Source organism: Mesomycoplasma ovipneumoniae (assembly GCF_038095975.1).
Classification (GTDB): Bacteria; Bacillota_I; Bacilli_A; order Mycoplasmatales; family Metamycoplasmataceae; genus Mesomycoplasma; species Mesomycoplasma ovipneumoniae_C.
In genome coordinates this window covers 76,907-91,874 of the sequence record NZ_CP146003.1, presented here as the reverse complement: position 1 = coordinate 91,874, position 14,968 = coordinate 76,907, and the positions used below count along the sequence as shown (strand labels likewise).

Sequence of the window (14,968 nt, the reverse complement as noted above, 5' to 3'; positions counted from 1 at the left end):
CCTTTAAAATCTATATATTTTTTATGAGTTTTTGCTTGAGTGAGCGCAACTGTGATGAGAGTGAATGTTCAAAAATATGGTTATCAATGCTTATTTTGATTCCAGAAATTAATTTTGGATTTACTTTTTGTCGTAAAACTATTTTTTTATTTAATTTTTGGGAAATTAAGTCTTCAAACTTAGCGATTTCTGATGGTGACAGTGGAAATGCACTTTGAATTTGACCTCAACTTTGGCCTAAATAAGCATTTGCAAGCTTTATAAATTTAATCAAAATTTGATTATAATGTGAAAAAAGATTGTTTTTGCATATTACTTTAAGAAAATTTATCATATAAGTGTCAATTTTAGAGTCAAAAATTTTCTCTATCAAAGTATATTTTTCACTTTTTGAAATAAAATGTGACGTAAAAATCGAAATTAAAGAAGAATTGGCGCTAACTAAATCAATTATATAAAAACTATCATTTATAAATTGATCTACTTTTTTTTCAGATATTGAGATTTCTAAGAGCGACTCAGAATATCCATAAATATTTTTTACCTGTGGGTGCATTTTTTATTCTCTAATATTTTTCTCAGATTTTAGCAAATTTTCTAGATCTAAAATCATTTTTTCGTGTAAGTCTTTGTTGTTTTGCTCTTGATTTATCAAGAATTTTTTACTTATATCAGCAGCAACATTAATAATATTTTCCTGATATTTTTTTACAATTTCTTTTTCATATTCGGTTAAAACTTTTTGACCTTCAGAAATAAGGCGACGAGCTTCTTCAGTGGCTTGTTTTTTTGAGTCTTCGATAAGCTTATTTGCCTCAAGTTGAGATTCATGTTTTAAATCAATGCAATATTGCTTTGTTTCTTCTAAATGATTTTGCGATTGTTTCGCTAATTCTTTAGCTTCATTATTTGATTGAACTGTTGAGTCGATGTGATTTTGGAGAAAATCCTTACGTTGCTTGATATATTTTTTAAGTGGACGATAGACAAAATAAGTCAAAACTAAAAATAAAACTAAAAAACTAACAAGTGTTGCAGCAACTACATAAACATTAGGGATTATCCCTTTAAACAATTCGCTTAATGATTGATTAATACTTGGTTGCATTTCTTACAAATTTGGGATTAACCTTGTACGAAAATTAGGATAAAGGCAATTAAAAGCGCGTAAATTGATGATGTTTCTGCAATAGCTGTTCCAATTATTAACACACGAAAAACTTTTTTTTGTGCTTCAGGATTTCTTGCAATAGCATCACAAGCTTTTCCAACAGCATAACCTTGACCTGCACCAACACCGATAACTCCGATCATCGCAAGTCCAGCACCTAAATATGCAAATGCAGTCGCATTTAGTCCTGAATTAGCAGTGTTAGCTGCAGTTTCTTGAAAATTTTGAACAACTTTTTGCGAGAAATTTATAACAGATTCCATTTTTTTTCCTTTTTTTTATAATAAATCTATAATAACTTAATTATTTTGTTTCCAAAATAATTAAGTTTGAACAATGTTCAATGTTTTTTGTTCAGTTTTTTGCTTTTGTGGCGGGTGAATTACTTCCATTCCTCAGTATGAAACAGTTAGAATTACAAAAATAAATGACTGTATCAACGAGCCGATAATATCAAAATAGATAAGAAACGGTGGGAAAATTAATACAACCGGTAAATTAAAATTACCAAAAGCACCTAGCGGGATTTTTTGGTAAAGTCAAAGAACACCTGAATAAATAATTAAAAAGAAAACAGAACCTGAAATTATGTTTCCATACATCCTGAAAGAAAGTGAAATTAATGGAGCCGGTGCCCCTATTATTTTGAGTGGATTTTTTGCAAATTCAAGTATATAATATCTTTTTGCAAAAATTGATCCAACAACAAAAATCCCTAGTCAGCTAATTATTGCTAAACTTAGGGTTACCGAAATTGAAGTAGAAATTGGCTCAAGACCTGCCAGTGATAATAGATTACCTAATAAAAAGAAGGTAAAAAGCGAAAAAACGTAAGGTTTTGCTTTATTTACATAACCTTCACCGGAAGACTCAACAAGATCATCAATAAACAAAAAGTATGATTCTGCAAATAAAACTATTGCCGAAGGAGCTTTATCAACTTTTGCTTTTTTTATGTGAAAAAAGATAATAATTGATAAAATTATTACAAAAATAACTAAAATAAAAAGAGTAAATAATTGCGGTTGATTTCAATGTGAAAAAAAATCCATTTTTACTCCTTTATTTTTTTGTGCTTTGATAATAAAAAATAAATTATAGCACTAATTGGAAAAATTGTATAACCAAAAATAAAAGAAATTATATTTATTGGTCCAAGCAAAAAATCCAAGCTATTTTCAGCAGCAGTTTGAAATGATTTATTAATAAAAAAAATAGCTATCAAAATTCCAGCTTGAAACAAAATTAATATAATATAAACAAAAAAAGCAAAAAATGAAGAGGTTTTTTCTTTATTTTTTGCTTTTTTTGTGATGGCACTAAAAAATAAGTGTTTTGAAAGCAAAAAGGATGCAACACTAAAAAAAGAAAAAAATCAGCCTAAAATTAGCGTGTAATTTCAAATTGCAACCAAAGATAAAACCAGTGCAATTGCTAAAAAAATCTTAAAATAGAAGTAATAAAAATATTTCATTGCTTTAAATGGCCTAATTTTTAAATGATTTTAGCACAACTAATTTTTTCAAACCTATTTTTTTATTTACACTTGCAATAATATTCTTAACTTTTGGACTTGTATTTAACATACTTATATCATAATCAGAAATTTTTGACAAACAAATTCCAAACCCTGATAATGATGAAAAATCTTCGATTTTGTTTGCAAGTGCAACTAAATTATTGTACAACAAATCATAATTATTTGAAGGTTGAGATAAATCTGTAAAAAAACGGTTTTGTTCTTTGTTTTTTAGCTTAAAATATACTTCAACACGGTTTGCACCTTTGTTAAACTGATCTAGTTTGGCGACCAGACTTGGTAAAAATTCTGAAATTAAAAGTAGTGTTTCTGTTTTTGTTGGACTAGCATAAGGCGAAAAAGTGCGAAAATGTGAGACACTTTTAAAATTTTCAGGCTTGTTTGCAACAATGTTGTCGCCTGTTGAGGTCAAAGATTGAAAAAATCCATAACGCTGAACACCTAAAACTTGAATAACTTTTTCACTGTCAACTCCAGCTTTTACTAGATCACTGATGGTAAAAATTCCAATATTTTTTAGTTTTTGAGCCGTGGCCATTCCTATTCCAAAAAGTTTTTCAATTTTTTGGGAATAAATAAGTGGTATGATTTTGTCCCTTGGAATAACAGTAATTTTTTCTGGGGTATGTTTGGCTAAATTAGTGGCCATTTTTGCTAATAATTTATTATGAGAAACGCCGATTGAAATTGGTAATTTAAGTTCTTGTTGCACTTTTTTCTTAATATAGTGCAACATTTGATAAATTGTCTTAAATTTTCGAAAATAATCAGTCAAATCCAAAAAACACTCGTCAATCGAGTAAATTTCAATTTTTTTTGTAAAATTTTTAGTGATAAAATCAAAAAATTGCCTTGATAAAAAGCGATAATAAGCCAAATTTGGTTCAATTACGACCAAATTTGGGATCTTTTTTTTAATATATACGGTTTTATCTGTGATTTTGAAGCCTTTTTCTTTGACTTCTTTAGAAATAGAAACAGCCATTGCAAAATCCTCTTTTCGAGAAATCGCAATTGGCTGGCCTTGTAATGTTGGATCAAGTCTAATTTCTGATGAGACAAAAAAAGTATCAATATCAATGTGGGCAATTATTTTTGGCATATGGCAAAAATAATTATACTATTATTTTATTTTTTTACAATTTAGCACTAAATATCTTGATATAGGCTAATTTTATAATTTCGATTTAATTTATTCTTTTTATATTTTCAGAGAATTTCTATATAAATTGTTTGCTGATTTTCATCAATTTTGTACCGAAAATTCAAAGATCCAAATGATACTTTAACTTTTGAAATAATTTCTTTGATAACATTTTCAACTAATCACTCATCAATATAAACTTTTCCTTGTTTTACTTTTATTGTGTCGTAAAAATCATTAGCATAAATATTGGGAAAAACATCGTTTTCTTTGTATTCTGATTCATTTTTAACTTCAAAATCTAGTTGTTTTTTTAAAGGTGATAGTGATTTTTCAACTCTTGAGTTATACAAATATCAACCTAGAATTCCGCCGCCGACAATAATCCCTGTTGCAAAAAGGCCTGATAAAATTTTAGCAGTGGTTTGCATCTATTCTTCTAACTGATTTTCTTCATCTTCTTTAAAATTAGTAAAGGAAAGATCTCTGAGCTGCTCGATTGTTAAAAAATTAGTTGCAACATATTTAAAATCTTGATTAGAAATTTTAATTTCGTCAGATTTTATAAAAGGAGTTGGATAATTTGTGATTTTCAGACGGTAAATTCCTTTTTTCTTTTCGTAGTCAATCAATTTTTTGTGTATTTGTTGCGAAAAACCAACACTGATTTTTTCAAAATCAGAATTAATTGACATTTCAACTTTTGGATTTAAGTATCCTGAAAAATTATAAGGAATAATGAATCCTTGTTGGGAAATTTGTGAATTTCCACTAAAAACAACCCGTTCTTTTGAATCATAAAAGGTACTTGAAGTTATAAAAATATCCCCAATTATGTATTTTCCTTCAACAATTTCAGGTTTTGTGTTTTTATTATAGATATCTGGGCGAAATTGGAAGGATAAATTTAAAAAATTTTTTGCTGCTGTGGCCGATTTTATTGGCAGATTTGTCAGTTTTAAGTCAGAAATATTGATCTGGCGATCGATATTTCCGGCATGAAAAGTCTCAGGATCAACCCCAACTTTAAAAATATTTATATTATGTTTTTCTTGAATAAATTTAACAGGAAAAAAATAAACTGTTTGTTCGTCGATTTTTTCATAAGTTTTAGAAAATTCAAGCGAAGCGTCAGCTCCTAAATTTGCCATTTTTATTGATTTTAAGAGTTTAAAGCCAATTCCTTGATTTTGGATAGAATATTCTTTGCGTACATCTGAAAAGTTGCGGATTTTTACCACATTGTCAAGCATCATTTGTTGCTCGTTATGTTTTGTCAAATAGACTAAAATATTATCTATTTTTTGAAATTTGTCAGCATTATCCTTACTTTTTTCGCCATCAAGACCGCCAAAAGTAAAAATTGCTTGATTAAATCGCTCGGGCAATAAATCTAAAACTTTTGGACTTGTAGGAATTGAATTATTTACTTGAACATAAACATCCACTTTTCCCGGTATTTTTGAAAAAACAGTAACAATTACTGTATATCTGTTTGAAACAATGTCGCGCTCGATTTTTACAAATTGTCTAATTCCATTAGGTGATGAATTTGATGCATAATTAAAAGAAATTTGGCCATAGCTTCTTGCAATTTGAATTTCAGGGCTTTGGCTTGGAATAAGATCTAAATTCATAAACTAAAGATTTAAAATTATAATAAATTGGTCGATTGCTTTGTGCATATTTTTATAATATGTTGATTTAGACCAGTATTTTTTAATTCAGTTACGGTCATTATCGATAAATTCTTTGATTAAAAGCTTGGTATATCTAGGTTCTAAGAGTGAAAGAGCTCTATCAATCGCTGAAATTGGTAAATCATCATTTTTATTTGTAATTCCTAAAGTTTCATAAACTTTTTCTTTTTGTGAGTGGAGTTTATTAGTTTTATGGTATAGGAATAAAAAAGCAACTAGTGATTTTTTTTGAACAAATGTCCATTCTGATGGATCTTTTAATTTTTTACGCAATGATCTTGCAGGTTTACGGAAATCATCCATTTTTATATCTCCTGTAAAAATTAAATTTTTTTAAGATCAAAAAAAATTAATAAATGGTCAAAAAATTTTAACTTCATTGAAATTCAAAATTATAAATTTTAACAGTGTCCCCTGATTTTATTCCTAGTTTTAAAAGTTCGTTTCACAAGCCGATATTTTTAATTTTTGAGTTAAATCTAAAAATATTTTCCTGAGAATTTAATGGTATTTTATTAACTATTTTTTTAATTAACTCACCAGTGACCTCGTAAAATCCTGGAAATTTATTAGTAATTAAAAATGGAGCCTCAAGATTATATTCAACAAAATCTTCCTTTTCTTCTGTTTGCTCAATATTTTTGGCCTGATTTGCTTGCAAAATAAGTTCAAACATTTTTCTCTTAATATTTTGAATTTCAACACTATTATTTGAAATCAAACTGGCTTCAATTATGGGAATTTCGGGAAATTCTTGTTGAAAAAGTTGAAAATTTTTTTTAAAACTGGGTAAATCAGATTTATTTGCTATTATTATTTGGTTAAGTTTTAGTAATTTTTGGCTAAAATTAGCTAGCTCGGCGTTAATACTTTTAAAATCATCAATCGGGTTTTTTTCTGGGCTACCAAAGTCAATCACATGCGCAATTGCCCGGCAACGTTCGATATGCTTTAAAAAAACAATTCCCATTCCTTTTCCCAAACTTGCTCCTGAAATTAAACCAGGCAAATCCGCGACAACAAATGAATCATTGTAAGATTTAACCATGCCAAGTTGCGGAACAATAGTTGTAAATTCATAGTTAGCAATTTTGGGTTTAGAGTTAGAAATTAATGACAAAAGTGTTGATTTTCCGGCATTTGGTTTACCAACCAGACCAATATCAGCCATGACTTTGAGTTCAAGTTGAAGAACTAATTTTTGACCTTCTTCACCGTTTTCAGATATTCGAGGTGCTTTATTTTTTGAATTCTTAAAACGGGTGTTGCCCTGACCGCCTTTGCCGCCACGGGCAATCAAATATTTTTTTTGAGTAACTACATCACAAATCAAAGTGTTTTTTGAAAACACTTGTGTTCCAAGGGGGACTTTTACAAAAATATCCTTGCCATTAGCTCCGGTCCTGTTTTTTGATCTACCATTTTCACCGTTATTTCCGAAAATTTTTTTAGTATGATAAAATGGAAATAACGAATTTAGACCAGAATCTCCAATAAAATAAATAGAACCTCCATTACCACCATCGCCGCCATCTGGCCCACCTTTATCAACATGAGCCTCTCTGCGAAATGATATTACCCCATCACCACCCCTACCTGCTTGAATTTCTATTGAAACTTGATCAATAAATCTCATTTTATTCCTTTCATAATTTATATTGTTCATATAAATTATCTAATTTTTCCATGTAAGGGGTGTCGTCAAAGTATTTAGTTTCTTGAGCATTTACTCATAAAATTATAAGGTAAAGAACGAAAATTCTATGTAATAATATTAATTTATAATTTAGTTTTCCATAGAAATTAAGAAAAATTTTTTCCTGATCATCATCTAATCTTGCAGATTCTATAAAATATGCAAGATCAAAATGTATGTCGCCTTGTGATGCATATTCTCAATCTAAAAAATAAATTTTTTTGTCTTTTTTAACCATGTTCATTAATCACAAGTCATTATGAAGTGGTTTGGTTTTATCCATATTTACCAAAATTTCATTGATAAATGGGTTATATTTTTCGATTGTGGGGTTTTTTATCCCTTTTTCAGCTAGAATTTTTAAATATTGTTCTACCCGAAATGCATGGTTAGATGGTGGAAAAACTAAATTTGAATTATGAATTTCCCTTAATTGATAAACGATTTTTTCAAGCGATTCAGTGGTAATTTCAACATTAGATCCTTCAATTCATTCTCAAATAATCACTTCTTTTGAATCAGATATTAGTTTTGGAACAAAATCAAAATTTGATAAAATTGAATAATCAATTTGATGGTTCATTCCATTATAAACTTTTTCTTGAATAAATTGTGAATCCTTGCGAAAAGATTTATTAGTAAAACCAATGGAAATTTTTTTCATGCTATAAATTTTATTAGATTTTTAGGATTTTAAGCTAATAATTCTTGCTAGGACAAAAATAAATGTTTCTTTTTCCGCCCTAGCGTACTATTTTAAGAAAAACTGCTAATTTTTTCTTAAAATAGGAAAATTGGTCGATTTTTCCTACTTTTGAAGTTTTTTTACAAAAAAAATTAAATTAAAATAAGAAAAAACAAGAAAATTATTTATAACCCAATATTTAAAAAGGACAAAAATGACTGAAATTAACGATAAATCACTATTAAAACAAGCTTTAAGTGATATTAAGAAAAAATTTGGAAATGAATCTATCATGGTTTTAGGTGAAAAACCACCGATTGACACTGAAGTTTTTTCCTCTGGAAGTATGGCCATTGATATGGCTCTGGGAATTGGCGGATTCCCAAAAGGTAGAATTATTGAAATTTATGGGCCTGAATCATCAGGAAAAACAACTATTACTTTGCATGCGATTGCCGAAGTTCAAAAACGCGGTGGAATTGCGGCATTTATTGATGCTGAGCACTCAATTGATTCTCAATATGCAAAAAATTTAGGAATCGATATTGATAATTTAATTCTTTCTCAGCCAGATTCAGGTGAACAAGCTCTTGATATTGTCGACACATTAGCAAAAACAAAAGCTATTGACTTGATTGTTGTAGACTCGGTTGCCGCTTTAGTACCAATGGCAGAATTGCAAGGCGAAATGAAAGATCAAGTAATTGGGGCGCAAGCACGACTTATGTCAAAAGCGCTTCGAAAAATAACTGCATCATTAAATAAAAACGGTACAACAGTTATTTTTATCAATCAAATTCGTGAAAAAGTAGGAGTAATTTTTGGAAACCCAGAAACAACCCCAGGTGGAAGAGGACTAAAATTCTATGCTTCAATTCGGCTTGATGTTAGAAAAGTTCAACAAATTTCAACAGGAAATGATATAACAGGGCATAGCGTAAAAATAAAAGTTGTTAAAAATAAGCTTGCAATCCCATTTAAAACAGCATTAGTTGAAATTGTTTTTGCAAAAGGTATTTCAAAATCTGCTGAACTTATTCATTTAGGAGAAGAATTAGGAATTCTTACCAGAAAAGGATCATGATTTGCATACAATGGCGAAAATATTGCTCAAGGAAAAATGAATTTGAAGCTGTTACTTGAAAATAATGAAAAATTATTTAATGAAATAAAGGAGCAAATTACTGAAAAACTTAACGAAAATCAAAAGGAAAGTTCAGAAATATAGTAAAATTATACCATAATGTTCAAAAGAGCAAAATGGATTTTTTACTATTTTTTTTTATTAATTTTCCTTGCGGGTTTTAGCGGAACTATTTACATAATATATGTTTTTCTGTCTAGAAATCTTGATTGAATCGCGATTTTGACACTTGTTTCAGTTTATAGTTCTACCTCGCTTTTCAATTTATTTATTTTGCTACAAAGAAGAAGACATGAAGCAAAAATTTCATGGCTGATTGCTTGTTCTATTTTGCCAATAATCGGACCGATTGCTTATATTTTTTTAGGGCGAAAATACTCAAATCACCAAAATGTTAAGCATTATTTTTCACAATATCAATATTTTATTGGCTCAAGTAAAACTGATGAAAAGTTGTTAGAAAAAATTCCTAAAACTGATCGAGATTTATTGGTTTATTCAAGTAAATATTTTTTATCTCCTGTTCAAAAATTTACCGGCGATTTAATTGTTGATGGTCATAGTTTTTTTGAAAAACTTTTTAACGACATTCAAAAGGCAAAAAAATTCATTTTTATTGATATTTATATTGTAAAAAACGACTTTATTTGGAAAAAATTAAAAAGATTGCTAATTAATAAACGCAAACAAGGCGTAAAAGTTAAGATTATCGTCGATTCCTTTGGGACTTACTACATAAAAACACGGCAATGACTTGAATTAAGAAGTCAAAAAATTGAAGTTCTTTTGTTTAATGCCTTCAAAGTACCTTTTATTTCAGGGCAAAGTTTTTATAGAAACCACCGAAAAGTTTTTCTAATTGATGGAAAAATTGTATATACTGGTGGAAATAATATTTCTGAAGAATACTCAGGTTTTGATAAAAATTATGGCTACTGAATGGATTTAAATCTTCGACTTGAAGGCGAAATTGTCGAAACTTATTGCCGAAATTTCCTATTTCACTGGTCAAAATGAGGTAAGAAAAATATTTCTAAATCTGAAATTAATAATTTTTGCAAACTTGAAGAAAACAGCGTCCAATCTACTAAAATAAAAAATTTAGGCGTTGTTATTCAAAACGGGCCAAATTTACCTGACTCATTGATTGAGGGTTTTATTTTAAAAAGTATTTATTCGGCCAAAAAAAATATTAAGCTTTTTTCGCCATATTTTGTGCCAACACAAAAAATTATCGACGCATTAAAAGATGTTTTACTTGCAAAAATAGAGGTAGAAATTTTTATACCAGGCAGAAATGACATTTTATTGATCAAAACTTTTAATCACTATTTTGCATACAAACTGTTTAAAAAAGGTGCTAAAATTTACTTTTTTAAGGAAATCTTTTTTCACGGAAAAGCAATAATTATTGATGATAATATCGGAATGATTGGGACATCGAATTTAGATGCTAGATCTTTATTTTTTCAGTATGAAACCAATTTATTTTTTAAAGGTAAAATTTTAAACAAGCTTTTGAATCACATTGACTTACTTAAAAAACAAAATATTATTGTTGAAGTAAAAGAATTTAATAAAATTTCTAATTTTTTTAAGTTTTTAATTTTCTTTTTGAAAACTTTGGCTTAGAAATTAGCTTTTTTATAGTATAATTTAACTTATTTTTGGTTGTTAATCATGTTAAAAACAGTTTTAGTTATTTTTATTGCGATTTTTGGTTTCCTGATTGTTTTAGTTTCGCTAATTATGTCGCCACATTCAAACTCATTCTCAGGAGCACTAATCGGATCGAGCGATCTGGATTTATTCCAAGTATCAAAAGAACGTGGTATCAAAAAGTTCACAAAATGAGCAATGTTTATATTGGGCTTTATTTTTTTAGCTCTATCGTTAGTAATTAGGTTGTTGTAAAATTCATGGAAATTATATCTCACGAAAAACTCAAAAATTTTCTTAAAGATGAAAAGACTTTTATTGAAATTGTTAGAAAATTTAACGTGCCTTTTGACTTAAACCAACATTTGACGCACCAAATAAGCACTTTAATTGAAAATTTCCAGGTTTTCAAAACTCTGGAAGGCAAATATTATTGACCTAAATTCATAGAAACTCGGGTTGGTATTTTCCGCGCTACCCAATCCTCGTTTGGTTTTGTTGAAGATAAACAAAATCCAGCCCAAAAAAATAATATTTTTATACCCGGAAGATTTACTGCAAATGCTCTTGAGGGGGATGAAGTCAAAATCAATATTTATGTTGACAGATTCAAAAGTGATCAATTTTTCGGTGTTGTTACTAAAATTATTCAGCGAAACACTAAATTTTTAATCGGAAAAGTTGTTAAAAATGATAAATATTGAGATTTTGAACCTATTAATTTTAAGGGGAATTTTTTCTTTCGCTGAAATTCAACTCAAGATCTAGAAATCAATAATTTTTATAAAGTAAAAATTATTGATTATCAAAAAAATGTGCTAAAACTAGATGTTATTCAAAAAATTGGACACAAATCAGAGCCTTTTTTACATGTAAAAATTCCTATAATTGAGTCAGAAATTACTGACACATTTAGCCCAGAAGTTCTAGCTGAATCTTCAAAAATTGAACAAGAAATAAAAAATATCGACAAAAATAGAGTAGATTTGCGAAATGAACTCGTGGTAACAATTGATGGCGATGACACAAAAGATTTTGATGATGCCATTTCTATTGAACAAACAAAAGAGGGAAATTTTCTCTTAAAAGTTCATATTGCAGACGTCGCACATTATGTAAAACAGGATTCAGCAATCGATATTGAAGCCCAAAAAAGGGGAACTTCAATTTATTTGCCGCACATGGTAATTCCTATGCTGCCTGAAGAATTATCAAACGGAATTTGCTCTTTGATGCCTAATGTTGACAGATTTACTATCACAATGGAATCACTTATAAATAAAAAAGGTGAAAATTTATACATTAAAATTTACCCTTCTGTGATTAATTCAAAATGGCGGCTAACTTATGAAAAAGTAAATAATTTTTTTGCCGGTTCATTTTCATTTGGTGATACAGATTTAGAAAATATGCTAAAAAAGTGTTTGAATTTAAACGCTATTTTGTCAAATTTCAAGAAAAAACAAGGCTATATCGACCTTGCGCTTGATGAAGTTAAAATTATTTTAGACCAAGAAGGATATACACAATCCCTAAAAATAAAAAGAAGAGGAATTTCTGAAGAATTAATTGAAAATTTTATGATTAGGGCGAATGAAAATGTTTCGGAATTTTTAACTAAGAAAAAAATTCCGATTTTATACCGGATTCATGCAACCCCTGATCCTGAAAAAATAACAATTTTTAATCAAGTTATTAAATCTTTAGGCATACAACACAGCTTAAAATTGAATCCTACTTCTAAAGAGTTTGCACATAAAATTAATCAAATAAAACTAGAAAATAATGACAATTTTCTTAAATATTCAATTTTAAGAACGATGCAAAAAGCAATTTATAGCACTGAAAACGAAAGTCATTTTGGTCTTGCAGCTAGTTTTTATAGTCATTTTACTAGCCCTATCCGTCGTTATCCTGATTTATTATTGCATAGAATTATCCATAACTTTTTGTTTAAAAAAAGCGATGACATTGAAACTTATAAGGAAATTTTGGAAAAAAATTCCTACTCCACAACCGAATTAGAGCAAAAAGCATTTAATTTAGAGAGAAAAATTATAAATATAAAAAAAGCTGAATATGTCCAAAATTTGATTGGAAAATCCTTTAGGGCGCAAATAACTTCTATTATTAAATCCGGATTTTTTGTTGAAATTGACGGAATGTTTGATGCCTTAATAATTAATAAAAGTCTTCCTGATAGCGAAAATGATCCCTATGTGTTAGCGGAAGATAATTTTTGTTTATACAATAAAAAACATCGATTTAAATTAGGTGAATTTATTGATGTTAAAATTGAAAGCGCCAATATTTGAGACGGAAAAATTAGCGCTGTTTTAACAAATTATTAGTCTTATTTGTAAAAAAAATGCTGTAAATTACAGTGTTTTTTTAAATCTAACACTCACGAAAGAAAAATCTATTTATTAATCAAATAAAGCAAACTAAAAAAACTAAAATTTTTAACTCGAAAAGCAAAATATGAAATATTTAAACTACCTTTTTTTAGTTAAAACGCTAACAAAAATCATAAAAAAATACAACTGCTATTTAAACTCAATGCAAATAGAAAACTCATTTTTGTTTGCATTGAGCCTAAAAAAATATGTGAAGTTTTGAAAGAACAATAATTAAAGGCCCTAAATTTATATAGATTTCTAAACGGTTAAATTTAAGGCATACCATCATATTTAAAAATATAATGGATAATTCGCATTTTCTGATTTTTTTATGGCAAAAACATAATTAATTCCCCCTTAATTCAATATCAAAATTTATTAATTATTCTTAACTGATTGTAATTATACCTTAATTTTTTCTTAAACCAAGCATAAATTAGTATACTAGTTTCAGACCATTCGAAAAAAGGTGTGTCAAAATGAAACAATACAAATTCACAATTGAAGACAAATTTAGATACATAAAAATTGCCGAATCTAAAGGATTAAAAAACGCAATTTTGCATTTTGCTGAAGAATTTAGAGAAATTTACAAAAGCAAATCGAAAAGCAAAAAAGCGGATAAAGAATGAATGCTGCATATATATGCTAATAATTTGATAAGAAATTGGCAAAAAAAGTTTTATAATAATGATATGAAAAGTTTGATAAGTGTCCGCGGGAAAATCAAATCACCGCGCAAACCAAAGAAGAAATATACAATTAACGATCTTTCTGAAAATGATCGTGAAGTTTATCAAGAAATAATGGAGAATGTTCTTAGAAGATACGGGATTGACCCCGCAATTGTTCTTGAGGAGCTTAAAAAGCGAAAACAAGAACAAGAAAAAGATAAAGGTAAAATCGAAAATTGCACTAGAATTTGTAGTGTTTTTAACATTAATCGCACTTCGATTTATGAAAAGATAAGGGTGAAAAAACCACCAAAGAAAATGATTTATGATGAAAAGTTACTTGAGTGAATTCGTGAAAATTTCAATTTAAATCGAAAAGTTAAAGGGGCGCGACGTTCTATATAATATTTACATAAATCAGGGAAATTATGTAAGCACGTACGTGTTTCAAAAACATTACGAATTTTTAGGATTAAAATCTCTAGCTTATAAAAAGCAAGGAAAACCAGCACCAAAAGAGAAAAAGTTTACGCGAATTTGGACTGAAGATCATATAAAAGGTGACTTTTCCTCAGAAAATTTTGGCGAAAAATGGTTTGCTGATATTAAATTTATCAAAATTAACAACGAATGATTTTACCTACACTCAATTATTGAAACAAAATCCAATTACCTGCTAAATTTTTCAGTTTCTAAAACAAGATTTTCAGAAGAAACTATAAACTTAGTAAAAGAAACAATTAAAAAGTATAATATTAAACCAAAATTTTTCCATTCAGATCATGGTGTGGAATATGCAAACTACAAATTTGCTAATTTTTTAAAACAAAACAATATCCAACAATCAATGTCCCCAAAAGGTTATGCCCTTGCAAACCGGCCTATTGAATATTTTTATGCAGTTTTTCAGCGAGAATTGCTTAATATTGAGGGCGAAAATTTTGAAAATGTGCCTACCGCTTATCAAAAAATAAGTTCATTTATTGATTGGTATAACTATGAAAGGCCTCAAAGTTGCTTATCATATAAAACTCCAAGTTATTATATGAGGTAAATTATTTGTCCAAATTTTTAAAATGAACATGCTAGAAAAAATTAACAAAAGTGGAGCAATCAAAATCATAGAAAAAAAACTAATTGTCTGAGATTTTTCTAC

The 14,968-nt window shown here is 28.4% G+C and carries 16 protein-coding genes; 6 read left to right on the top strand and 10 right to left on the bottom strand.

Annotated elements, in window-relative coordinates; genetic code table 4:
* Positions 1 to 10 precede the first annotated feature (10 nt).
* The 10 genes from V3255_RS00310 to V3255_RS00265 form a co-directional block, all read right to left on the bottom strand.
* Positions 11 to 556: a F0F1 ATP synthase subunit delta gene (locus V3255_RS00310; RefSeq protein WP_333503468.1), complete on the bottom strand. Its 546-nt coding sequence runs from the start codon at positions 554 to 556 to the stop codon at positions 11 to 13.
* A gap of 3 nt (positions 557 to 559) precedes the next feature.
* Positions 560 to 1,108, bottom strand: a complete 549-nt coding sequence (locus V3255_RS00305; protein ID WP_333503470.1) for an ATP synthase F0 subunit B — start codon at positions 1,106 to 1,108, stop codon at positions 560 to 562.
* 17 nt (positions 1,109 to 1,125) lie between these two features.
* A complete protein-coding gene (locus V3255_RS00300; protein ID WP_318055633.1) occupies positions 1,126 to 1,434 on the bottom strand; it encodes a F0F1 ATP synthase subunit C in 309 nt (102 codons plus the stop codon).
* Positions 1,435 to 1,494: 60 nt separating this feature from the next.
* Positions 1,495 to 2,223, bottom strand: a complete 729-nt coding sequence (locus V3255_RS00295; RefSeq protein WP_069099121.1) for a F0F1 ATP synthase subunit A — start codon at positions 2,221 to 2,223, stop codon at positions 1,495 to 1,497.
* A 435-nt stretch (positions 2,224 to 2,658) separates the two neighbouring features.
* Positions 2,659 to 3,813 carry a DNA polymerase IV gene (locus V3255_RS00290; protein ID WP_337897672.1) on the bottom strand — a complete coding sequence of 385 codons (1,155 nt, stop codon included), beginning with the start codon at positions 3,811 to 3,813 and terminating at the stop codon, positions 2,659 to 2,661.
* Between the two features lie 47 nt (positions 3,814 to 3,860).
* Complete coding sequence (locus V3255_RS00285; protein WP_333503837.1) at positions 3,861 to 4,286, bottom strand: MHO_1590 family protein; 426 nt, start codon at positions 4,284 to 4,286, stop codon at positions 3,861 to 3,863.
* Positions 4,287 to 5,492 carry an MHO_1580 family protein gene (locus V3255_RS00280; RefSeq protein WP_337903084.1) on the bottom strand — a complete coding sequence of 402 codons (1,206 nt, stop codon included), beginning with the start codon at positions 5,490 to 5,492 and terminating at the stop codon, positions 4,287 to 4,289. It lies immediately after the preceding gene.
* 3 nt (positions 5,493 to 5,495) lie between these two features.
* Positions 5,496 to 5,858 carry an MG284/MPN403 family protein gene (locus V3255_RS00275; RefSeq protein WP_044284109.1) on the bottom strand — a complete coding sequence of 121 codons (363 nt, stop codon included), beginning with the start codon at positions 5,856 to 5,858 and terminating at the stop codon, positions 5,496 to 5,498.
* Between the two features lie 67 nt (positions 5,859 to 5,925).
* A complete protein-coding gene (obgE, locus tag V3255_RS00270; protein ID WP_303438553.1) occupies positions 5,926 to 7,191 on the bottom strand; it encodes a GTPase ObgE in 1,266 nt (421 codons plus the stop codon).
* A 1-nt stretch (position 7,192) separates the two neighbouring features.
* The gene (locus V3255_RS00265; protein WP_333503838.1) at positions 7,193 to 7,915 is read right to left on the bottom strand and encodes a phosphotransferase; all 723 of its coding nucleotides are present in this window, start codon (positions 7,913 to 7,915) and stop codon (positions 7,193 to 7,195) included.
* A 235-nt stretch (positions 7,916 to 8,150) separates the two neighbouring features.
* Here V3255_RS00265 and recA point away from each other — a divergent pair, with 235 nt between their 5' ends.
* From recA to V3255_RS00235, 6 genes are all read left to right on the top strand, one after another.
* Positions 8,151 to 9,164 (top strand): recombinase RecA, encoded by a 1,014-nt coding sequence (gene recA / locus V3255_RS00260; RefSeq protein ID WP_044284112.1) that lies wholly within the window; start codon positions 8,151 to 8,153, stop codon positions 9,162 to 9,164.
* A gap of 15 nt (positions 9,165 to 9,179) precedes the next feature.
* Positions 9,180 to 10,712 (top strand): phospholipase D-like domain-containing protein, encoded by a 1,533-nt coding sequence (locus V3255_RS00255; RefSeq protein WP_333503839.1) that lies wholly within the window; start codon positions 9,180 to 9,182, stop codon positions 10,710 to 10,712.
* Between the two features lie 48 nt (positions 10,713 to 10,760).
* A complete protein-coding gene (gene secG / locus V3255_RS00250; RefSeq protein ID WP_075949690.1) occupies positions 10,761 to 10,994 on the top strand; it encodes a preprotein translocase subunit SecG in 234 nt (77 codons plus the stop codon).
* Between the two features lie 5 nt (positions 10,995 to 10,999).
* The gene (gene rnr, locus V3255_RS00245) at positions 11,000 to 13,090 is read left to right on the top strand and encodes a ribonuclease R (protein WP_333503840.1); all 2,091 of its coding nucleotides are present in this window, start codon (positions 11,000 to 11,002) and stop codon (positions 13,088 to 13,090) included.
* A gap of 527 nt (positions 13,091 to 13,617) precedes the next feature.
* Complete coding sequence (locus V3255_RS00240) at positions 13,618 to 14,217, top strand: hypothetical protein (RefSeq protein ID WP_341516260.1); 600 nt, start codon at positions 13,618 to 13,620, stop codon at positions 14,215 to 14,217.
* Between the two features lie 37 nt (positions 14,218 to 14,254).
* A complete protein-coding gene (locus V3255_RS00235; protein WP_341516259.1) occupies positions 14,255 to 14,866 on the top strand; it encodes a DDE-type integrase/transposase/recombinase in 612 nt (203 codons plus the stop codon).
* The last annotated feature ends 102 nt before the right edge of the window (positions 14,867 to 14,968 follow it).